Below are 21,693 nucleotides of genomic sequence, written 5' to 3' on the forward strand. Positions count from 1 at the left end.
CATCGCAACAAACTCTGGGGCTTCGAGGGCTGGACCCGCAGGCAGCACGGGTTTACGTTGCCGCAAACAACATAAAAACCGGAACATCGCGGGGTGACAGGTCCGAACCGGGAGGCGGCGACCATGACCACAACCGACGACGGCCCGGCCGCGGCCACGATGCGCCGCGGCGTGCACGCGCCCGGCAGTGTCAAACAGCCGGCCAAGCAGCCGGCGGGCCGGACGGCTTCCGGAAGCGCGCGGCGGCCCGCCGGCCGGACCGTGACGAGCCGGGTCCTCAGCGTGCTCAGCGCGTTCTCCGGCGAGTGCCCCAGGCTGAGCCTGTCCGACATCAGCCGCCGCGCCTCGATGCCGTTGACGACGGCGCACCGGCTGGTCAGCGAGCTGATGTCGTGGGGCGCGCTGGAACGCGACCGCGACGGCCGCTACCAGATCGGGCTGCATTTGTGGGAGGTGGGCGCGCTGGCCCCGCGCGGGCTGGGCCTGCGCGAGGTCGCCATGCCGTTCCTGGAGGACCTGTACGAGGTCACCCACCAGCACGCCCAGCTCGCCGTCCTGGACGCGCCCGATGTGCTCTACCTGGAGCGGATCTCCGGCCGGGACGCGGTCGGCGTGCGCAGCCGGGTGGGCGGGCGCTTCCCGGCGCACGCCACGGGCGTCGGGCTGGCGCTGCTGGCCCACACGCCGCCCGCGACGCAGGAGGCGTACCTGGCCGGGCCGCTGGCGGCCTTCACCGACCGGACCATCGCGAACCCCGGCCGGCTGCGGGGGGTGCTGGCCGAGGTGCGGCGACACGGGTACGTCATCAGCGACCGGCAGGTCACGCTGGACGCGGTGTCGGTGGCGGCCCCCGTGCGGGACGCGGCGGACGAGGTGATCGCCGCGCTGTCGGTCGTGGTGCGGGTGGGCGAGCAGCAGCCGGGCGCGCTCGTGCCGGCCGTCGTCGGCGCCGCCCGCGGGCTGTCGCGCTGGCTGCAGTCGCACCCGGGGCGGCCCTGACGGGGTTGCCTTTCGCGGGTGTTGTGTGATGTGGTGCGGCTCGCTTTCCTCTTTCGCTCTGGAGGCTTGACCGTGCCGTTCATTGTGGATCTGACCAGCGGGAACGTGGAGAAGGAGCAGCACCCGGGCGAGATCGGCGGGTCCGTGCTCGGGCTGCGGCTGATGGCCGGGCGCACGCCCGCCGGGCTCGATCCGTACGATCCGCGGGCGCTGCTGTACGTGGCGGCCGGGGTGCTGGGCGGGACGGCGGCGCCGGGGCTGGCCAAGGCGGTGTTCCTGGCGAAGTCGCCGCTGACGGGGGTGGCCGGGGAGTCCCACGCGCTCGGGCCGTTCGCGGCGGGCCTGCGCGGGGCGGGCGCCAAGGCGCTGTCCGTCACGGGGCGGGCCGCGCGGCCGTCCTACCTGCTCGTCCAGGACGGACAGGTGACCCTGCACGACGCCTCGGAGCTGCGCGGGCTGGGCACGGCCGCGACGACGGACGCGCTGCGGGCGCGGCACGGCCAGGGCGCGCACGTGGCCGCGATCGGGCCGGCCGGGGAGAACTTGGTGCGGTACGCGAGCGTGGTGACCGACTACGCCTACGCCGCCGGACGGTACGGGCTCGGCGCGGTCTTCGGGGCCAAGAACCTCAAGGCCGTCGTGTGCGTCGGCGAGGCCCCGACGGAGAGCGCGACGGAGGTCGCCGACCCCGGCGCGATCGCCGGGCTGGCCGCCTACTACCGCGACTCGCTGGCCACGAACCCGCTGGCGGCAATCCAGGCAGGGATGCCCGGGTTCGCCGGATGGGTGGGCGATCCGCCCGCCCCCGGGTACGCGGCGGTGCGCAACTTCTCGGTGACCGGCGCGCACGGGCTGCGGGTCCCGTCCGCGGCCGACTACGACGGGCGCGCGGTGGCGACCACCGGGGCCTGCCCCGGCTGCCCCAACGACTGCCTCAAGGTGTACGCGCCACCGGGGCTCGCCGAGCGGCGGACCGGCGGGCTGGGGCAGGAGGCGTTCCTGTCGCTCGGCTGGAACCTCGGGATCGACGACCTCGACACCGTGCTGGCCGCCAACGCCCGCTGCAACGACCTCGGGCTGGACCCGGTCTCCCTCGGCGGCACGCTCGCGTTCGCCATGGAGTGCGCCGAGCGCGGGCTGCTCCCCGGCGGGCCCGTGTTCGGCGATCCGGCGGCGTTGCCCGGGCTGATCGACGACGTGGCGGGGCGTACGGGCGAGATGGGCGACCTGCTGGCCGAGGGCGCGGCGCGGGCGGCCGCGAAGCTCGGGCCGGCCGCGGCCCCGTACGCCATGACCGTCAAGGGCGCCGAGCTGCCCTGCTTCGACCCGCGTGTCCAGCCGGGCATCGGCCTCGGGTACGCGATCGCCCCCGGCGGGCCGCGCTACGACGCGCTGGAGCACGACCTCGACTTCGACCCCGTGGCCGGGCTGGCCTACAGCTTCAGCGAGGCCCGGCGGATCGGGGCGGAGCCCGCGCCGGTCGCCGGGCTCGACGCCGAGCGGGGCCGGCGCACCGCCCGGCTGCTGCGGCTGTGGAGCGGGCTCGACGCGCTCAACCTGTGCGTCTTCGCCTCCTCCCCCACCCGCCCGCTGACCCTCGACCACCTGAGCGCCCTGGTCACCGCCGTCCTCGGGCGGGAGTTCACCCTGGACGACCTGCTGGCGGCCGGTCAGGCGCGGCTCGACGCGATGCGCGCGTACGCGATCCGTGAGGGCGGCGGTCCCGACGAGCTGCCGGCCCGGATGCACGAGGAGCCCGTCGCGGTGGGTCCCCACGAGGGCGCGGTGCTGGACCGCGCCTCGTTCGAGCTCGCCCGGGCCGCCTTCTACGAGGAGCTCGGCTGGCGCTGATTTCCCGAAAAACGCTCTTGTCCGGTTTGTGCGGTTCGCGTTATGGTCTGGTCAATCGTTTGAACGAGAGACGGGAGACCATCGGGGATGGCTGTCACGATCGACCTGGGCGGGCGGACGGCGCTCGTCACGGGCGGCGCGGGAGGGCTCGGGTTCGCGTGCGCCCGCGCGCTGGCCGACGCCGGAGCGGACGTCGTGCTCTCCGACCTGGAGGGCCCGCGGCTGAGCGAGGCGGCGGCCGAGCTGGGCGCCGAGGCCCGGCCGGCCGACCTCACCGACCCGGCGCAGGCGGCGGCGCTGGCGGGCGCCCGCGACCGGATCGACGTGCTGGTGAACTGCGCCGGGATCATGCGCACCACCCCGCTGCTCGACATCGAGCCCGGCGAGTGGCTGCGGATCGTGGACGTCAACCTCAACGCCACGTTCTGGCTCACCCAGGCCGTCGGGCGCGGGATGGCCGAGCGGGGCGGCGGCTCGATCGTGACGCTGGCCTCGGTGGCCGCCCGCTCGGGCCGCCCCAACGCCGCCCACTACTCCGCCACCAAGACGGCCCTGCTCTCCCTGACGAAGTCGGCGGCCGAGGCGCTGGCCCCCGTGCGGGTGAACGCCGTGTGCCCCGGCGTCTTCCTCACCCCCATGTGGGACGAGATCATCGCCGACCGCGACCGGCGGTTCGGCCCCGACGCGGGCGCCGGCTACCTGAAGGAGGTCAGCGGGCGCTCCCCGCTGCGCCGCCCCGGACGTCCCGAGGAGGTCGCCTCCGCGGTGCTCTTCCTGGCCAGCGACCTGGCGTCGTTCGTGACGGGCCAGGCTCTCAACGTCGACGGCGGACTGGAGATGAACTGACCGTGCGCCAGACGTTCAAGCTGCTGCCCGAGTTGTTCGGCGACGGCGCGATGACCGAGATCTTCTCCGCCGAGCGGACCGTGCTCGCCTGGCTGCGCACGGAGGCCGCGCTGGCCCGCGCCCAGGCCGAGGAGGGCGTGATCTCCGAGGCCGACGCGCGGGCCATCGAGGCGGCCTGCGTGCCGGCCAACATCGACGTCCGGCGCCTCTGGTCGGAGGCGGTCAACGTGGGCTACCCGATCCTGCCCCTCGTACGGATGATCTCCGCCGCGCTCCCCGAGGGGCCCAACGGCCGCGTCCACTACGGCGCGACCACGCAGGACATCATGGACACCGGCCTGGCCCTGCAGATGGGCGAGGCCCTCGACCACCTACGGGCGCTGCTCGGCTCGTTCGGCGGCGCGCTGGCCCGGCTGGTGGCCGAGCACGCCGGCACCGTCGTCGCCGCCCGCACGCACGCCCAGCAGGCGGTGCCCACGACGTTCGGGGCGAAGATGGCGGTGCTGCTGGCGGAGGTGACGCGCCAGCGCGACCGGGTGGGCGAGGCGGCGCGGCGGGTGCGGGTCGTGTCGCTGTTCGGCGCGGGCGGCACGTCCGCCGCGATGGGCGAGCGCTCCAGCCAGGTGCGCGAGCGCATGGCCGGGGTGCTCGGCCTCGGCACCACCGAGGTCCCCTGGCACGTGGCCAGGGACGGCGTCGCCGAGTTCGGCGTGACCTGCGCGAGCCTGGCGGCCACCGCGGCCCGCTTCGCCCGCGAGGTCGTGGACCTGTCCAGGACCGAGGTCGGCGAGGTGCGCGAGGCGGGCGGACACCACCGTGGCGCGTCCTCCACGATGCCGCAGAAGGCCAACCCGATCGGCTGCGAGGCCGTCATCGGCATGTCCGGCACGGCGGGCGCGCTCAGCTCGGGCCTGTTCCGCGCGATGGAGGCCGGCCACGAGCGGGCCGCCGGCGAGTGGCAGGTCGAGTGGTACGTGGTGCCGCTCCTGGCCGAGCTGGCCGCGGGCGCGCTGGCCACGGCCGCAGAGGTCGCCGCCGGGCTGCGGGTCTACCCGGAGGCCATGCGGGCCAACCTGGGCGCCGAGGGCGGGCTGATCATGGCGGAGGCGTACATGATGCGGCTGGCCCCGGCGCTGGGCCGGGAACGGGCGCACGACCTGGTCTACAAGGCGGCGCACGAGGCCCGCGAGCGCGGGCGGGCGCTGGCCGACGCGCTGCGCGACGTGGCGGGACCGGACGATCTGGCGAGCCTGGGCGCGCTGCCCATCCCGCCCGAGTCCTACATCGGCGACGCCGAGGCGATCTGCGCCGCGGCGCTCGAAGCCTGGAGATGTGATGAGTGAACGCAGGCTCGCGGATTTGCTGGCCATGTGGCGGATCCGCGCGTTCGAGGAGAAGGTGCGCGACCTGCGAGCGGAAGGTCCGATCGTCGGCTCGGTGCATCTGTGCATCGGGCAGGAGGCCGTCCCGGTGGGCGCGTGCGACGTGCTGGAGCCGCACGACGCGCTGTTCGCGACCTACCGCGGCCACGGCTGGGCGCTGGCCAGGGGCGTGCCCGCGCAGGCGCTGTTCGCCGAGCTGGCGGGCCGGGCGACCGGCGTGAACGGCGGCCGGGGCGGCTCGGCGTACTTCACCGCGGCCGAGTACGGCTTCCACGGCGAGAACTCGATCGTGGGCGCGGGCGCGCCGATCGCGTGCGGGGCGGCGCTGGCCGGCCGGCACGACGGCTCGAACCGGGTGGCCGTGAGCGTCTTCGGCGACGGCGCGATGAACCAGGGCGCGGTGCACGAGGCGATGAACTTCGCCGCCGCGTTCTCCCTGCCCGTGGTGTTCGTCTGCGAGAACAACCGCTACTCCGAGCTGACCCCGATCGCCGACATGGTGCACAACCCGCGCCTGGCCGACCGCGCCGCCGCGTACGGGATGCCGGGCCACCGCGTCGACGGCAACGACGTGGAGGCCGTGCGCTTCCACGTGCGCGACGCGCTGGAGGTGGCCCGCGAGGGCGGCGGGCCGACGCTGCTGGAGTGCATGACCGAGCGCCTGGTCGGCCACTACATCGGCGACGCGGAGACCTACCGGCAGCCCGGCGAGCTGGAGCGGATCGGCAGGCGCGAGCCGATCGCCCGGCTGCGCGAGGGCCTGCTCGCCGACGGGGTGCCGGCCGCCGACCTGGACGCCGTGGAGCGCGGGGCGCGGGCCGAGATGGCCTCCGCCGCCGAGCGCGCGCTGGCCGCGCCCCTCGCCGACCCCGCCACCGCAAGGGAGCACCTGTATGCCTGACCTGTCCTACGGCGAGGCCGTGAACGCGGCCCTGCACCGCCTCATGGAGGAGCTGCCGGAGACGCTGGTGTACGGCGAGGACGTCGCCGTGCCCGGCGGCGTGTTCGGCGTGACCAGGGGCCTGCGCAAGCAGTACGGCGACCGCGTGTTCGACACCCCGATCAGCGAGTCGGCGATCCTCGGCAGCGCGGTGGGCGCGGCGATGTTCGGCCGCCGCCCGATCGTCGAGATCATGTGGGCCGACTTCTCCCTGGTGGCGCTGGACCAGATCGTCAACCAGGCGGCCAACGTCCGCTACGTGTCGGGCGGGCGGCTGCGGGCCCCGCTGACCATCCGCACCCAGCAGGGCAACGCGCCGGGCGCGTGCGCGCAGCACTCGCAGTGCCTGGAGGCGCTCTTCCTGCACGTGCCGGGGTTGCGGGTGTGCATGCCGAGCACGCCGCAGGACGCCTACGACCTGCTGGTGACGGCCGTGCACGGCGACGACCCGGTGCTGGTGATCGAGAACCGCACGCTGTACTTCGGCCCGAAGGAGCCGGTCAGGACGGACGGCCCGGTCCAGCCGATGGGCGGGGCGCGCACCCGCCGCGCGGGCTCCGACGTCACGGTCGTCACCTGGGGCGCGATGACGCACCGGGTGCTCGAGGCGGCCGAGGCCCTGGCCGGCGAGGGGGTCGAGGCCGAGGTGCTGGAGACGCCGTGGCTCAACCCGTTCGACACCGGGGCCGTGATCGAGAGCGCGCGCCGCACCCGCAGGCTGGCCGTCGTCCACGAGGCGAACGTCACCGGCGGCTTCGGCGCCGAGGTCGTCGCCCGGGTCGCGGGCGCCGGGGTGGCGCTGGCCGCGCCGCCGATCCGGATCGGCGCGCCCGACGTGCGGATGCCCGCGGCGCCGGTCCTCGCGCAGGCCCTGATCCCCGACGCCACGCGGATCATTCACGAAGTCAAACGTTTGACCGAAGCAGGAGCACCATGAAGAAGTCATTCCTCGTCGCCGCCGCCCTGATCGCCGGCGCGACGGCCTGCGGCGGCGGTTCCACCGGTGCGACGGGCACGAAGGAGTACACGATCGGCGTCTCCAACCTGGGCCTGAGCTTCCCCTTCCCGGCCGCCATCGGCAAGGGCGTCAAGGAGGAGGCCGCCAGGCTCGGCGTGCGGATCGTCGAGCTGGACGCGCAGGGCAAGGCCGACAAGCAGAGCAACGACGTCCAAGACCTCATCGCCCAGCAGCCCGACGGCGTGCTCATGCTGCCGGTGGACTCCGGCGTCGCCCAGGGGCTGGCCGACCGGCTCAAGGCCGCGAACATCCCCACCGTGGCCGTGGCCTCCCAGGTCGGCGACCCCAAGGCGCGCAAGCTCAAGGACGTCTACCCCGGCCTGGTGGCGCTGGTCACCCAGGACGAGTACGCCGCGGGCGGCAAGGCGGGCGAGATCGCGGCCGGCGTCGTGCCTGGCGGCGGCAAGCTCGCGGTCGTGGAGGGCCAGGCCGGGTTCGCCGAGGTGGTCAACCGCTTCCAGGAGTTCCCCACGTCGGCCGCGGCCAAGGGCGCCACGTACGAGGTCGTGGCCCGCCAGCCGGGCGACTGGGTGCAGGACAAGGCCCAGTCGGCCTGCCAGAACATGCTCTCCTCCCACCCCGACACCCAGCTCTTCTACGCCCAGTCCGACGACATGGCCGTGGGCTGCGCCAAGGCGGTGTCGGCGGCCGGCTCCAAGGCCAAGATCGTCGGCATCGGCGGCAGCAAGCTCGGCATCGACGCCGTGCGGTCGGGCGCCATCTCCGGCACCGTCTGCTACAAGCCGGAGGACCTCGGCAAGCTCGCCCTCGACACCCTCTACAAGCACCTGACCGGGGAGAAGAAGCAGGACGCGGCCTTCGTCACGTACGACACCCCGGCCATCACCAAGGACAACCTCGCCGATTGCACGCCGCAATGGTGAGCCTGCTGTCGCTGGAGGGCATCGGCAAGGAGTTCCCCAACGGGACGGTCGCGCTGCGGGACGCCCGCCTCACCGTGCACGCGGGCAGCGTGCACGGCCTGGTCGGGGCCAACGGCGCGGGGAAGTCCACGATGATCAAGGTCATCGCGGGCGCGCACCCGCCGACCTCGGGGGACGTGCGCTGGAAGGGCGAGCGGGTCGTCTGGCGCACCCCGGGCGCCGCGCGGAAGGCGGGCGTGGCGACGATCATGCAGCACGTCCCGCTCGCCCCCACCCTCACCGTGCTGGAGAACGTCTTCCTCGGCGCGCCCGGACCCTGGCGGCTGCCGCGGTCGAGGCGCGCGGAGTTCGCCCGGCTGCTGGAGCGGGTCGGCTACGCCATCGACCCGGACGCGGAGGTCGCCGGCCTCGCGATCGGCGAGCGGCAGATGGTGGCCGTCCTCCAGGCGCTGGCCACGGGCGCGGAGCTGGTCGTGATGGACGAGCCGACCGCCTCGCTCGCCGAGGGCGAGCGGCAGGTGGTGTTCGACGTGGTCCGCCGCCTGTCCGCGCAGGGCACGGCGTTCCTGTACGTCTCGCACTTCCTGGACGAGGTGCTGTCGCTGACCGACCGGGTCACGGTGCTGCGTGACGGCACGGTCGTGGACGAGGGCGCGACCGCCGACTACGACGAGGACCGGCTCGTCCAGGTCATCGTCGGCCGCGACCTCCTCGACGTGGAGCGGCGCAGCGCGGCCCCCGTGCCGCCGGACGCCCCCGTCCTGCTGTCGGTCCGCGGGCTCGGCTCGGCGACGGGCGTGCGCGACGTGTCGTTCGAGGTCAGGGCGGGCGAGGTGATCGGGCTCGCCGGGCTGCTGGGCTCGGGGCGCTCGGAGATCCTGCACGCGCTCTACGGCGCCGACCCCAGAGCGCACGGCGAGGTGCTGGTCGAGGACCGCCCGGTACGCCGAGGCCCGCGCGCCGCGGTGGCCGCCGGCATGGCGCTCGTGCCCGAGGACCGGGGCGCCCAGGGCCTGGTGGGCACGTTCCCCATCTGGAAGAACATCTCGCTGCCCGACCTGGCGGCCCTGTCGTCGGGTCGCTCGCTCCCGCGCGAGGCCGCCGAGACCGAGCGGGCCGGTCGGGCCATCGCCGACCTCGGCATCGTCTGCCCCGGCCCGGACGCCCTGCCGGGCGAGCTGTCCGGCGGAAACGCGCAGAAGGTCGTGTTCGGCAAGTGGCTGTACGGCGGCGCGCGGGTGTTCCTGCTCGACGAGCCCACCGCCGGGGTGGACGTCGGGGCCAAGGCGGACCTCCTCGAACTGGTCCGCCGCTTCGCCGCCGGCGGCGGCGCGGTGGTCGTCGTGAGCAGCGAGTTCGAGGAGATCCTCGCGGTGGCGAGCCGGGTGCTGGTCGTGCGCGAGGGCCGGATCGTCGCCGAACGACCGGCACACGAGACATCCGAGGAGGAGTTGCTGATGCTGGCGAACGGATTCAGCGGCGGATTCAGTGGCGAATTCGGCGAGGGAGGCGCCCATGATGCCGTCTGAGGCCCCCGGGCGCTCCCGGTGGGCGGCGGCCCTCAGGCCGGGCAACGCGGGAGTCGTCTACGCGCTCGTGCTGATCGTCGCCGTCCTGACGCTGCTGACCGCCCAGCTGGGCCGCCCGTCCTACCTGTCGCCGACGAACGTCATCAACGTCCTCGACCAGTCGTCCCTCATCGCGATCCTCGCCGTCTTCACCACGGTGGTCCTGATCAGCGGGAACTTCGACCTGTCGGTCGCCTCGGTGGCCGCGTTCTCGGCCGCGACCGTGCTCAGCCTGGTCGCCCCGCTCGGCCTGCCCGCCGCGATGGCGATCGCGCTCGGCGCCGGGCTGGTGTGCGGGGCGGTGAACGGGCTGATCGTGCAGCTCGTCGGCATCAACGCGTTCATCGTGACGCTGGGCACCATGACGGCGGTGCGCGGGCTGGTGCTCATCCTGACCGACGGCCGCACGATCACCGCCGAGGACCCGGACGCGCAGCGCTCGCTGATCGCGCTGCAGGCCGGTTACTGGACGGTCCCGCACGTCCTGGCGATCCTCGGGGCGGCGGCCGTGCTCGCCGGCGTGGTCCTGCTGGCGCGCCGGTCGGGCCGGGCCGGGGTGGTGACCGTCATCGCGGGCGTGGTGGCCGTCGCGCTCAGCCCGGTGCTCGGGTTCGAGCTGCGGCTGAGCAAGCCCACGTACTATCTGATCGTGATCGCCGGGGTGACCTGGGCGGTGCTGCGCTACACCGTGATCGGCCGCCGCCTGTACGCGGTGGGCGCCAACGCCGAGGCGGCCCGCCTGTCCGGCATCAACGTCAACCGCTACAAGATCGGCGCCTTCCTCCTGAACGGGCTCGGCTCCGGCTTCGTCGGCGTGCTGTTCGCCGCCAAGCTGCTGGCCATCAACCCGACGGGCCTGCAGGGCACCGAGCTGACCGTGCTCGCGGCGGCCATCCTCGGCGGCACCTCGCTGTTCGGCGGCCTGGGCAGCGTGCTGAAGTCCGTGGTGGGGGCGCTGATCCTGTTCACCCTGGACAACGGCTTCAACGTGGTCAACCTGGGCGCCAACTACCAGGGCGTCATCGTGGGAACGGTCGTGGTGGTGGCCGCCGCCATCTACACCGTGGCGGGCAGGCAGAGACAGGTGCGCCGCGTGCGCGACCCGAAACCGCGGCCGACCCTCAGACAGGAGGCGCTGCGATGAGAGGCGTCTGGCACTTCTCCTTCACGGTCTCCGACCTCGACAGGTCCGTGGAGTTCTACCGCGACCTGCTCGGGTTCGCGCTGGTGCACCGGCAGGAGCAGGACAACGACTACACCCGCCGGCTCGTCGGCTACCCCGACGCCGTGCTGCGCGTGGCCCAGCTCGCCGTGCCCGGCCAGCCCCGCGGCGTCTCCACGCACGACCTGGAGCTGGTCGAGTACGTACGGCCGAAGGGCGCCCCGCGCGACCCGGCCCGCCACCTGCCGGGCGCCGCGCACCTGGCGCTCACCGTCGAGGACGCCCCGGCCGAGCACACCCGGCTGGCGGCGGCCGGGGTGCGCTTCGTCAACCCGCCCGAGGCGATCACCGCGGGGGTGAACCGGGGCGGCTACGCCTGCTATTTCCTCGACCCCGACGACATCACCTTGGAGCTCGTACAACCGCCGGATAACCCCTAATATGTGCACGCTCAAACGATTGATCACGTGAGGAGGCTGGATGACCGTCGTCGACGCCCACCAGCACTTCTGGAACCTGGAGACGGGCTCGTACCCGTGGCTGACGCCCGAGCACGGGCCGATCCACCGCACGTTCGAGCCGGCGGAGCTCATCCCCCAGCTCGCGGCGGCCGGGGTCGGCCGCACGGTGCTGGTGCAGTCGATGGACTCCTACGCCGACACCGACGCCATGCTCGCGCAGGCCGACGCGCACGACTTCATCGGCGCGGTGGTGGGCTGGGTGCCGCTGCACCGGCCCGGCGAGGCGGCCGAAGCGCTGGAGCGGTACCGGCGGCATCCCAGGTTCGCGGGTGTGCGGCATCTCATCCACGACGAACCCGACCCCGACTGGGTGCTCCAGGACCCGGTGATCGAAGGGCTCGGGCTGCTGGCCGCGGCCGGGCTGCCGTTCGACGTGGTGGCGGTGCTGCCGCGGCACCTGGAGCACGTGCCGGTGCTGGCCGAGCGGGTGCCCGGGCTGCGGATGGTGATCGACCACCTGGCCAAGCCGCCGATCGGGGAGAAGGGCTGGGAGCCGTGGGCGTCCCTGCTCGCCCGCGCGGCCGAGTGCCCGGGCGTGTACGCCAAGGTGTCCGGCCTGAACACGGCGGCCGACGCCGCCACGTGGACGGCCGGGGACCTGCGGCCCTACGTGGAGCACGCGCTGGAGGCGTTCGGCCCCGAGCGGCTGATGTTCGGCAGCGACTGGCCGGTGGCGCTGCTCGCCGGCGACTACGCGAAGGTGTGGCGGGAGACGAACGTCCTGCTGTCGGGGCTCCCGCCCGCCGACCGCGCGGCCGTACTCGGCGGCACCGCCACCCGCTTCTACAGCCTCCAGGAGGCGCCATGACCCGCCGCCACATCCCCGGCCTGCTCGCCCGGGAGGCCGCCGCGTGATCGACGTGTTCGCGCCCATCTCCGCCGCGGCCGACCTGTCCATCCCGGCCGCGCACCGCCTGCCCGTCGCCGTCGTCGGCGCCGGGGCCATCGTGGACGTGGCCCACCTGCCCGCCTACCGGCAGGCCGGGCTGGAGGTGACCGGCCTGTACGACCTCGACGCCGATCGCGCCGCCGAGGTGGCCCGGCGGCACGGGGTGCCCAGGACGTACGGCTCGCTGGAGGAGCTGCTGGCCGACGAGCGCGTGGCCGTGGTGGACATCGCCGTCGCGCCCGGCGCGCAGCCCGGCATCGCGCGGGCGGCGCTGGCGGCGGGCAAGCACCTGATGTGCCAGAAGCCGTTCGCGCCCGACGTGGCGACCGGCCGGGGCATCGTCGACCTGGCGGCGGCCAGCGGCCTGAAGGTCGCGGTCAACCAGCAGCTCCGCTTCGACGAGGGCATCGCCGCCGCCCGGGCCATGGTGCGCGCGGGCTGGATCGGCGAGCCGACGGCGATGACGTTCACCGTGAACATCCTCACCGACTGGAGCGCCTGGGGCTGGCTGGTCACCACCGACCGGCTGGAGATCGTCTACCACTCCATCCACTACCTGGACGCGATCCGCTCGATCCTGGGCGACCCCGAGCTGGTCTTCTGCACCGGCAGCCGCACGCCGGGCCAGCTCGCCAAGGGCGAGACGCGCACGATGAGCACGCTGGTGTACCCGGGCGACCTGCGGGCGCTGGTGCACGTCACGCACGAGAACCGCGCCGGCGACCAGGAGGCGTCCTTCCGCCTCGACGGCACGCAAGGCGCGATCAAGGGCACGCTCGGCCTGCTGTACGACTATCCGCACGGCCGCCCCGACACCCTGGCCGTGCACAGCCGGGCGCTGCCGACGGACGGCTGGCTGCCGTACCCGGTGACCGGGCGGTGGCTGCCGGACGCGGTGGCCGGGCCGATGGGCTCGCTGTTGCGGGCCGTCGCGGAGGGCGGCGAGCCGGAGACCTCCGGCGCCGACAACCTCGGCACGCTGCGCCTGCTCGACGCGCTCTACCGCTCGATGGACACCGGCGAGAGCGTGCGCTGCCGCCCGGCGGACAGGGAAGGATCGTCGTCATGAAGCGTTCCCGGGTCACGCTGGCCGACGTCGCCGCCGTCGCCAAGGTCGACCGGGCGGTCGTCTCCCGCGTCGTCAACAAGGACCCCACGCTCAACATCCGGCCCGAGACGCGGGAGCGGGTGCTGGCGGCGGTCGAGGAGCTCGGCTACCGGCCCAACGTGGCCGCGCGGAGCCTGCGCACGTCACGGGCGCACATGTTCGGGCTGTTCATCCCCGACTTCGCCAACCCGGTCTACGCGGAGATCATCAAGGGCGCGGAGGCGGAGGCCGCCTCGCAGGGCTACGTGCTGGTCACCGGCAGCGCGTCGGGCGCGGCGCTGGGCGACTACATGGACCGGATCGGGCAGGGCCGCATCGACGGCCTGCTGCTGGCCGGGACCGGCGACGAGTCGGGGCTCATCGCGCAGCTCGACCGGTCCGCCATCCCGTGGCTCATGCTCAACAACCGCAGCAGGAGCCTCAAGCGCTACGTCATCCTGGACGACGCGCGGGCCGCCGCCCTGGCGGTGGAGCACCTCGTACGCCTGGGCCACCGACGCATCGCCCACCTGGCGGGCCCGGCGCGCGCCGACACGGCCACGCGCAGGTCGGCGGGCTACTCGGCGGCGATGCGCGAGGCCGGGCTGCCGGAGGGGCCGATCGTGGCGGCCGACTACACGCCGGCGGGCGGGGCGGCGGCGATGGCCCGGCTGCTGGCCGCCCCCGAGCGGCCGACGGCGGTGTTCGTCGCCAACGTGGCCTCGGCCATCGGGGCGATGGAGGGCGTGCGCGCGGCCGGGCTGGAGATCCCGCGGGACGTCTCGATCGTCGCCGTGCACGATCTGGAGCTGGCCGGCTACCTCAATCCCGCGCTCACGACGGTGCGCATGCCGCTGGGCGAGCTGGGCCGCCGCGGCGTGACCCTGCTGGCCAGCCTGAAGCCGGACGACACGGTGGCGGAGGTGCTGGCCGGGCCGATCGAGCTGATCCAGCGCCGGTCCACGGCTCCCCCGCCCTGAGCCGTCAGGCGTCACGAAGATCCGTCACGGGCCCGCCGGGAGGCGTGCGACGCCCTGCGCGCGGGCCCGTGATTTAGGACGACCGATTCCACCCCATTGACAGCCCCGCAAACCGCGTCCTACGTTGTGCGAAACGTTTCGACCCCAGCGGATCGGCAGTGGCATGTCTTCGATACGTGACGTGGCGGAGCGGGCGCGGGTCGCGGTGAGCACCGTGTCCGCCGCGCTCAACGGCACCCGCCCCGTGGCGGCGGACACCCGGCGGCGGATCGAGCAGGCGGCGGCCGAGCTGGGATACCGCCCGAGCCTGCTGGCCCGCGGCCTGCAGAGCAAGCGCACCCGCATCCTGGCCCTGCTGTACCCCACCCCGCGCAGCGGTTTCGGGCTGACCGAGATGCAGTTCGCCACCGGCGCCGCGGAGGCGGCCCGCGAGCTGGGCTACCACCTGCTGCTCTCCCCCGAGCACGCCGAGCCGGTCGAGGAGCTGCGCCACATCACGGGGCTCGGGCTGGTGGACGGCGTGCTGCTGATGGAGGTCGGGCTGGACGACGAGCGCACGGAGTACCTCCTGGAGGCGGGCGTGCCGTTCAGCATGATCGGGCGGACCCGCGACCCGGGCTCGATCGACTACGCCGACATCGACTTCGCGGCCACGGCCGCGGCCGCCGTGGCGCACGTGGCCGGGCTCGGGCACCGCAAGCTGGCCTTCTTCAACCTCTCGGCCGACCGGCACGCGGCGCGGTACGGGCCCGCGATCCGGGCCGGAGCGGAGTTCGCCGAGGCCGCCCGCGCGGCCGGGATCGGCTACGTCGACGACTTCCGGCCCGGCTCGGCCGACGAGGGCAGGCAGGCGTTCGAGCGGCTGGTCGCCGCGCATCCCGACACGACGGCGCTGGCGGTGATGGACGACCACGCGGCGGTCGGGGTGATCGCGGCCGTGGCGGCGCGCGGCTGGCGGATCCCCGAGGACCTGACCTTGCTGCTGGTGCTGTCGTCGGCGCGAGTCGCCGAGATGTTCCACCCCAGGCTCACCACGCTGGAGCCGCCGAGCGCCGAGCTGGGCGGCCTCGGCGCCCGCATGCTCATCGACCGGCTGGAGGGCGACGGGCCGCCCGCGCAGCGGCTGCTGCCCTGCCGCCTCGTCGTCGGCGACAGCTCCGCACCACCCCGCGAAGGCGAAAGGACCGGATCGTGACGGGACGACTGGGCACGCACACGCTCACCGCCGGGCGCGGGCTGCTGTTCGGCGGCGACTACAACCCCGAACAGTGGCCCGAGCACGTGTGGGCCGAGGACGCCGAGCTGATGCGGGCCGCCGGGGTCAACCTCGTCACAGTCGGCGTCTTCAGCTGGGCGCGCATCGAGCCGGAGCCGGGCAAGCGGGACTTCGCCTGGCTGGACCGGGTGCTCGACCTCATGGGCGAGGCCGGGATCGCGGTGGACCTGGCCACCCCCACCGCCTCGCCTCCCCCGTGGCTGGGGCACCGGTGGCCGCAGACCCTGCCGGTCGACGAGGCCGGGCACCGCCTCTGGTACGGCTCGCGCAACCAGTTCTGCCCGTCGTCCCCCGTCTACCGGGAGCGGGCGCTGGCGATCGTGAGCGACCTGGCCGACCGGTACGCGGGCCACCCGGCCCTGGCGCTGTGGCACGTGGGCAACGAGTACGGCCAGGTCTGCCACTGCGACGACTCCGCCGAGGCGTTCCGCGCCTGGCTGCGGGAGCGCTACGGCGACCTGGACGCGCTCAACGAGGCGTGGGGCACCACGTTCTGGAGCCAGCGCTACAGCGACTGGGCCGAGATCCTCACCCCGCGCCGCGCCCCTTACATCATCAACCCCTCCCAGCAGCTCGACTTCTGGCGTTTCGGCTCCGACGCGCTGCTCGCCCACTTCCGCGCCGAACGCGACCTCCTGCGCGCCAGAACCCCCGGCATCCCGGTCACCACCAACTTCATGGGCCTGTTCAAGCCGGTCGACTACTGGTCGTGGGCGGACGAGGAGGACATCGTCTCCAACGACCACTACCCCGACCCGTCGGACCCGCTCGCGCCCGCCCGCACGGCGCTCACCCACGACCTCATGCGCGGCCTGGCCAAGGGCAGGCCGTGGCTGCTGATGGAGCAGGCCGCCGGCGCGGTCAACTGGCGCCCGCACAACCCGCCCAAACCACCCGGCCGGCTTCGGCTGGAGTCGCTGCAGGCGCTCGCCCGCGGCGCGGACGGGCTGTGCTACTTCCAGTGGCGGGCCTCCCGGTTCGGCGCCGAGCGCTTCCACTCCGCGATGCTCCCGCACGCGGGACCGGACACCCGCCTGCACGCCGAGGTCCGCGCGCACGGCCGGGAGCTGCGCGAGCTGGCGTCCGTGGCGGGGCAGCCGGTGCCCGCGCGGGTGGCGATGGTGTTCGACTGGGCGAGCTGGTGGGCGCTGGAGGAGCGCGGCCGGCCCAGCGACCGCCTGAACGCGACCGACCAGCTCTTCGGCTACTACCTGCCGTTCTGGGAGCGCGGCGTGACCGTGGACCTGGTGCCCCCGTCGGCCGACCTGCGCGGCTACGCCCTGGTCGTGGTGCCGAACCTGTTCCTGCTCCGTGACGAGGACGCCGCGGCCGTGACCGCCTACGTGCGCGGGGGCGGGGTCCTGGTCGTGGGCCCGTTCTCGGGGATCGTGGACGAGCGGGCGCATGTGCGTACCGGACGGTTCCCCGCGCCGCTGCGCGAGGTGCTCGGCGCGTCCGGCGAGGAATGGCGGCCCGTGGACGGCCCGGTGCGCTGCCGGTGGGTCTCCGGGGCGGAGTTCACGGCGCACGCCTGGACCGAGCTGGTCACCGCGGAGGGGGCAGAGACGGTGGCCGAGTTCGCCGGGGGCGGGCCTGCGCTGTTGCGGCACCGGGCCGGGCAGGGGGTCGCCTGGTACGTGGCGACGATGCCCGAGCCGGACGCGCTCGGCGAGCTGGCCGCGCGAGCGCTGGCCGACGCGGGCGTGCGGGGAGTCCTGCCGGACCTGCCGCCCGGTGTCGAGGCGGTGCGCCGCGGCGAGGTGCTGTTCCTGCTCAACCACGGCCCGGAGGCGGCGCGCGTGCCGCTTCCCCACCCGGCCACCGACCTGCTGACCGGATCGGCCGCCGGCGACCCCGCGGACTGCCACGTCACGCTGGCGCCGCAGGCGGTCGCGGCCCTCGTTCAAGGAGCGGATTGACCTCCTCCCCTCGTAAACGAGGGGAATTCCAACCGTCGCCGGTCGGCTTTCCTGCTTCACTGCCGGTCGCCCGCCCGAGAGGACTCTCGTTGAGGTCTTACACCAGCTCCACAGGCGTTTCAGCTCTCCGCCAGCCCGGCGGCGAGCACGTTGCGTGCGGCGTTGACGTCACGGTCGTGGACCGCGCCGCAGCCGCAGGTCCACTCCCGGACGTTCAGCGGCATCGCTCCTTGCAGAGTCCCGCAGGCCGAACACAGCTTGGAAGAGGGGAACCAGCGATCCACCGCCACCAGCGTGCGCCCGTACCAAGCCGCCTTGTACTCCAGCATCATCCGCATGTCCCGCCAGGCCGCATCCGAGATGGCGCGGGCCAGCGAGCGGTTCTTGACCATGTTGCGGACCGTCAGGTCCTTCACGGCGATCACTTGGTTCTCGCGAACAAGCCGTGTGGTCACCTTGTGCAGATGATCCCGGCGCCGGTCGGCGATCCGCGCGTACACCTTCGCCACGCGCAGCCGGGCCCTGGCCCGGTTGCGCGATCCCTTCTCCTTACGGGCCAGCGATCGCTGAGCACGGGCCAGCCTGCGCCCATCGGCACGCTCGTGACGCGGGTTGACGATCTTCTCACCGGTCGAGAGCATGGCCAGCGCCATGATGCCCGCGTCCACGCCCACCGACGCCTCGACCGGCGGCAGCGGCGAGACCTTCTCCTCGAGGAGGATGGACACGAACCACCGCCCGGCCGCGTCCCTCGACACCGTGACCGTGGACGGCTCGGCCTCCTCGGGCAGCGGACGCGACCACACGATGGTCAGCGGCGCGTCCATCTTCGCCAGAAAGAGTCGGCCCTCACGCCAGCGAAACGCCGAACGGGTGTACTCCGCGCTCGCGCGCGCCTTCTTCCTGCTCTTGAAGGTCGGATACTTCGCCCTGCGCTTGCAGGAAGACCAGCCAAGTGCTGCTCGATTGTCGTAGACGGCGGTCCGCCTGACGGCGAACCACCATTCCTGCCTCGCTATGCAGGTGTGCCTTTTCTCTCTGGTTTGAAAGCCTGAGCATCCATAAAGGAGTTTGAATGACCACCTTCCCCGAGAACTTCCTGTGGGGCACCGCCACCGCCGCCTACCAGGTCGAGGGCGCCTGGAACGAGGACGGCCGCGGCCCGTCGATCTGGGACACCTTCTCCCACACCCCGGGACTGGTGACGGGCGGCGACACCGGTGACGTGGCCTGCGACCACTACCACCGGCTGGAGGAGGATCTGGACATCCTCGCCGGCCTGGGCGTGGGCGCGTACCGGTTCTCGATCTCCTGGCCGCGCGTGCAGCCGGGCGGCCGGGCCAACCAGCCGGGCCTGGACTTCTACTCGCGGCTGGTGGACGGGCTGCTCACCCGCGGCATCGCCCCCGTCGCCACGCTCTACCACTGGGACCTGCCGCAGGAGCTGGAGGACGCGGGCGGCTGGCCGAACCGCGACACCGCCCACCGCTTCGCCGAGTACGCCGACCTCATGGGCCGCACGCTCGGCGACCGCGTCCGCACCTGGATCACCCTGAACGAGCCGTGGTGCTCGGCCTACCTCGGCTACGCCTCCGGCGTGCACGCCCCCGCCAGGACCGAGCCCGCCGCCGCCCTGGCCGCCGTCCACCACCTCAACCTCGGCCACGGCCTGGCCGTCCAGGCGCTGCGCGCGGTCGTCGACCCGGCCGCCCAGATGTCGGTCACGCTCAACCTGCACCACGTGCGCGGCGTGTCCGACCAGGACGCCGACGCCGTACGCCGCGCGGACGCGCTGGCCAACCGGGCCTTCCTCGGCCCCATGCTGGAGGGCGCCTACCCGCGCGACCTCATCGCCGACACCGCCGCCGTGACCGACTGGTCGTTCGTGCGCGACGGCGACGAGGCCACCGCGTGCCAGCCGCTGGACGTGCTTGGGGTCAACTACTACAACCCGACGCTGGTCCGCCAGTGGGACGGATCCTCCGAGCGGGCGACCGCCGACGGGCACCAGGACGGGGCCGCGTCGCCGTGGATCGCCTGCGACGACGTCGAGTTCGTCTCCCAGCCTGGCCCGTACACCGAGATGGGCTGGAACATCGACGAGACCGGCCTGACCGAGCTGCTGCTGCGGCTGCACCGCGACTACCCGTCCATGCCCACGATGATCACCGAGAACGGCGCGGCCTTCGCCGACGTCGTCGACCCCGACGGGCGGATCCGGGACGAGCGGCGCGTCGACTACCTGCACCGTCACCTGTCCGCCGTGGCCGAGGCGATCTCGGCGGGGGCCGACGTACGTGGATACTTCGTGTGGTCGCTGATGGACAACTTCGAGTGGGCGCACGGGTACGCCAAGCGGTTCGGGATCGTGCGGGTGGACCCGGACACGCTCGAGCGCACCTGGAAGGACAGCGCCCACTGGTACCGCGACGTGGTCGCCACCGGAAAACTGCCCGCCTAAGGCTTGCGGGCGACGCCTCCGACGAAGGTGTGGTACGTGATGCCCGGCGTGGCGCGGTCGTCGGGGCCCGGGCGCCACTCGGGCAGCGGCACCAGGCCGGGCTCCAGCAGTTCGAGACCGTCGAAGTAGGCGAGGATCTCCTCGCGGGTGCGCCACCGACCGGTGCCGAGGTGGTCGTTGAAGATCCGCTCCGCCTCGTACGCCTGCTTCGACACCTCGGGGTGTTCCTCGCCCGGGTTGTGGAAGTGCGAGATCACCACGTGGCTGCCCGGGGCGAGCGGCCCGATGAGCGCGGCCGCGACGCCGGCCGGGTCCTCGTCGTCGCCCAGGTGGTGCAGGATCCCGAACATCAGCAGCCCGACCGGCTCGCTGAAGTCGATCAGCGAGCGCGTCTTCGGGTCGTCGAGGATCTTCCCCGGCTCGCGGGCGTCGGCCTCGACGATCGTGGTGCTGGCGTCCACGGCGAGCAGGGCGCGGCCGTGGACGAGCACGATCGGGTCGTGGTCCACGTAGACCACCCGTGACTGCGGCGCCACCGCCTGGGCGATCTCGTGGACGTTGCCCTGTGTCGGCAGGCCGGAGCCGATGTCCAGGAACTGGCGGATGCCCGCCTCGGCCGCCAGGAAGTGGACCGTGCGCCGCAGGAACTCCCGGTTGGCCATGGCCGCCTCGGGCGCGTCGGGCGCGACCTTGAGAGCGGCCGCCGCCACCTGGCGGTCGATCTCGTAATTGTCCTTGCCGCCGAGCATGTAGTCATAGACGCGGGAGACACTGGGCTTGCCGGTGTCGATCCCGCGAGGCGCGCGCTCCTGCTCGCTCTCGGGCACTGTCGGCTCCTTGGTCGGATGGGTGGAGCCATGATCCTAATTGGCAACCCCGATTTATGCCGATATTTCGTGACGCAACAGGCGAGCGGCTCCGGCCATCGCCCGCATCTTGCCCTCGGCCGACTCGCGCGGCAGATATTTCATCCCGCAGTCGGTCGCGATGACGATCCGATCGGGCGGCACGTGGCCGAACGCCCTGCGCACCCGCCCGGCCACCACCTCGACCGGCTCGACCTCCGGCGTGGACAGGTCGATCACCCCGAGGATGACCGTCTTGTCCTTGAGATCGGACAGCACGCCGAGGTCCAGCCCCGACTGCGCGGTCTCGATCGACACCTGCCGCACCGGGCATCCGGCCAGCTCGGGCAGGAACGAGTACGCCTCCGGCCGCTCGTGGATGATGGCGGCGTACCCGAAGCAGATGTGCACCGCCGTCGTGCCGGTGACGCCGTCGAGCGCGGCGTTGAGCGCGGCCAGCCCGTAGGCGCGCGCGGCCTCGGGCCTGGCCTGCATGTACGGCTCGTCGATCTGCACGATGTCGGCCCCGGCGGCGAACAGGTCGCGGATCTCGGCGTTGACCGCCGCCGCGTAGTCCATCGCGGCGGCCTCGGCGTCCGGGTAGTGGTCGTTCTGCGCCTGCTGGCTCATGGTGAACGGCCCCGGCACCGTCATCTTGACCGGGCGATCGGTGCGCGCGCGCAGGAACCGCAGGTCGCCCACCTGGACGGGGGCCGGGCGGCGGATCGGGCCGACGATGCGCGGGACCGGGTTCGGGTGGCCGCTGCGGTCGAGCGCCGTGCCCGGGTTGTCGAGGTCGACGCCCTCCAGGGCGGTGGCGAAGTGGTTGGAGTAGCTCTCGCGGCGCATCTCGCCGTCGGTGAGGATGTCGAGCCCGGCGCGTTCCTGGGCCCTGATCGCCAGCTCGGTGGCGTCGGCCTGGGCCTGGGCCAGATGCTCGGGCGGGATCCGCCACAGCTCCCTGGCCCGTACCCGCGGCGGGAACCGCCCGGCGAGCCTGGCCCGGTCGATCAGCCACTCCGGCTGCGGGTAGCTCCCGACCAGCGACGTCGGCAGGATCACGAG

18 protein-coding genes and 1 pseudogene are annotated in these 21,693 nt (G+C 73.4%); 16 read left to right on the plus strand and 3 right to left on the minus strand.

Translation table 11 applies throughout. The features are described 5' to 3' along the window. Window positions 1-123 precede the first annotated feature (123 nt). The 15 genes from ACWDRB_RS28780 to ACWDRB_RS28850 all read left to right on the plus strand — a co-directional run bounded on the left by ACWDRB_RS28780 (window position 124) and on the right by ACWDRB_RS28850 (window position 17,322). Window positions 124-999 carry an IclR family transcriptional regulator gene (locus tag ACWDRB_RS28780; protein WP_449898730.1) on the plus strand — a complete coding sequence of 292 codons (876 nt, stop codon included), beginning with the start codon at window positions 124-126 and terminating at the stop codon, window positions 997-999. Window positions 1,000-1,071: 72 nt separating this feature from the next. Next, window positions 1,072-2,850, plus strand: coding sequence for an aldehyde ferredoxin oxidoreductase C-terminal domain-containing protein (locus tag ACWDRB_RS28785; protein WP_449898732.1), 1,779 nt, complete (start codon window positions 1,072-1,074; stop codon window positions 2,848-2,850). 87 nt (window positions 2,851-2,937) lie between these two features. Next, the gene (locus tag ACWDRB_RS28790; protein WP_449898734.1) at window positions 2,938-3,696 is read left to right on the plus strand and encodes an SDR family NAD(P)-dependent oxidoreductase; all 759 of its coding nucleotides are present in this window, start codon (window positions 2,938-2,940) and stop codon (window positions 3,694-3,696) included. A gap of 2 nt (window positions 3,697-3,698) precedes the next feature. After that, window positions 3,699-5,039: a class-II fumarase/aspartase family protein gene (locus tag ACWDRB_RS28795; RefSeq protein WP_355200749.1), complete on the plus strand. Its 1,341-nt coding sequence runs from the start codon at window positions 3,699-3,701 to the stop codon at window positions 5,037-5,039. Further along, window positions 5,032-5,979 (plus strand): thiamine pyrophosphate-dependent dehydrogenase E1 component subunit alpha, encoded by a 948-nt coding sequence (locus ACWDRB_RS28800; protein WP_355200747.1) that lies wholly within the window; start codon window positions 5,032-5,034, stop codon window positions 5,977-5,979. The genes ACWDRB_RS28795 and ACWDRB_RS28800 overlap by 8 nt, the downstream gene beginning before the upstream one ends. Next, the gene (locus ACWDRB_RS28805; protein WP_449898738.1) at window positions 5,972-6,955 is read left to right on the plus strand and encodes an alpha-ketoacid dehydrogenase subunit beta; all 984 of its coding nucleotides are present in this window, start codon (window positions 5,972-5,974) and stop codon (window positions 6,953-6,955) included. The genes ACWDRB_RS28800 and ACWDRB_RS28805 overlap by 8 nt, the downstream gene beginning before the upstream one ends. Next, window positions 6,952-7,920, plus strand: coding sequence for a sugar ABC transporter substrate-binding protein (locus ACWDRB_RS28810; RefSeq protein ID WP_449898740.1), 969 nt, complete (start codon window positions 6,952-6,954; stop codon window positions 7,918-7,920). Before ACWDRB_RS28805 ends, ACWDRB_RS28810 begins: the two co-directional genes overlap by 4 nt. Beyond that, the gene (locus ACWDRB_RS28815) at window positions 7,902-9,449 is read left to right on the plus strand and encodes a sugar ABC transporter ATP-binding protein (protein WP_449898742.1); all 1,548 of its coding nucleotides are present in this window, start codon (window positions 7,902-7,904) and stop codon (window positions 9,447-9,449) included. The genes ACWDRB_RS28810 and ACWDRB_RS28815 overlap by 19 nt, the downstream gene beginning before the upstream one ends. Then, window positions 9,436-10,632: an ABC transporter permease gene (locus tag ACWDRB_RS28820; protein ID WP_449898745.1), complete on the plus strand. Its 1,197-nt coding sequence runs from the start codon at window positions 9,436-9,438 to the stop codon at window positions 10,630-10,632. The genes ACWDRB_RS28815 and ACWDRB_RS28820 overlap by 14 nt, the downstream gene beginning before the upstream one ends. Further along, window positions 10,629-11,090, plus strand: coding sequence for a VOC family protein (locus tag ACWDRB_RS28825; RefSeq protein WP_449898747.1), 462 nt, complete (start codon window positions 10,629-10,631; stop codon window positions 11,088-11,090). The genes ACWDRB_RS28820 and ACWDRB_RS28825 overlap by 4 nt, the downstream gene beginning before the upstream one ends. Window positions 11,091-11,130: 40 nt before the next feature. Continuing rightward, on the plus strand, window positions 11,131-11,979 hold the full coding sequence (locus ACWDRB_RS28830; RefSeq protein ID WP_449898750.1) for an amidohydrolase family protein: 849 nt from the start codon (window positions 11,131-11,133) through the stop codon (window positions 11,977-11,979). A gap of 43 nt (window positions 11,980-12,022) precedes the next feature. Next, the gene (locus tag ACWDRB_RS28835; RefSeq protein ID WP_449898752.1) at window positions 12,023-13,129 is read left to right on the plus strand and encodes a Gfo/Idh/MocA family protein; all 1,107 of its coding nucleotides are present in this window, start codon (window positions 12,023-12,025) and stop codon (window positions 13,127-13,129) included. After that, window positions 13,126-14,127, plus strand: coding sequence for a LacI family DNA-binding transcriptional regulator (locus ACWDRB_RS28840; RefSeq protein ID WP_449898754.1), 1,002 nt, complete (start codon window positions 13,126-13,128; stop codon window positions 14,125-14,127). The genes ACWDRB_RS28835 and ACWDRB_RS28840 overlap by 4 nt, the downstream gene beginning before the upstream one ends. Window positions 14,128-14,290: 163 nt before the next feature. Continuing rightward, window positions 14,291-15,322 (plus strand): LacI family DNA-binding transcriptional regulator, encoded by a 1,032-nt coding sequence (locus ACWDRB_RS28845; protein ID WP_449898757.1) that lies wholly within the window; start codon window positions 14,291-14,293, stop codon window positions 15,320-15,322. After that, window positions 15,319-17,322, plus strand: coding sequence for a beta-galactosidase (locus ACWDRB_RS28850; protein ID WP_449898759.1), 2,004 nt, complete (start codon window positions 15,319-15,321; stop codon window positions 17,320-17,322). Before ACWDRB_RS28845 ends, ACWDRB_RS28850 begins: the two co-directional genes overlap by 4 nt. Window positions 17,323-17,355: 33 nt before the next feature. On the opposite strand, the pseudogene ACWDRB_RS28855 reads toward ACWDRB_RS28850, so the two are convergent. Next, window positions 17,356-18,257 (minus strand): annotated as a pseudogene (locus ACWDRB_RS28855) (RNA-guided endonuclease InsQ/TnpB family protein); the annotation flags it as partial. A gap of 140 nt (window positions 18,258-18,397) precedes the next feature. On the opposite strand from ACWDRB_RS28855, the gene ACWDRB_RS28860 reads away from it, so the two are divergent. Beyond that, window positions 18,398-19,783, plus strand: a complete 1,386-nt coding sequence (locus tag ACWDRB_RS28860; protein WP_449898761.1) for a GH1 family beta-glucosidase — start codon at window positions 18,398-18,400, stop codon at window positions 19,781-19,783. Here ACWDRB_RS28860 and ACWDRB_RS28865 read toward each other — a convergent pair. Then, complete coding sequence (locus ACWDRB_RS28865) at window positions 19,780-20,610, minus strand: SAM-dependent methyltransferase (RefSeq protein WP_350735210.1); 831 nt, start codon at window positions 20,608-20,610, stop codon at window positions 19,780-19,782. The genes ACWDRB_RS28860 and ACWDRB_RS28865 overlap by 4 nt on opposite strands. 54 nt (window positions 20,611-20,664) lie before the next feature. Next, window positions 20,665-21,690 carry a hypothetical protein gene (locus ACWDRB_RS28870; RefSeq protein ID WP_449898763.1) on the minus strand — a complete coding sequence of 342 codons (1,026 nt, stop codon included), beginning with the start codon at window positions 21,688-21,690 and terminating at the stop codon, window positions 20,665-20,667. Window positions 21,691-21,693 lie beyond the last annotated feature (3 nt).

The organism is Nonomuraea sp. NPDC003707 (assembly GCF_053587055.1).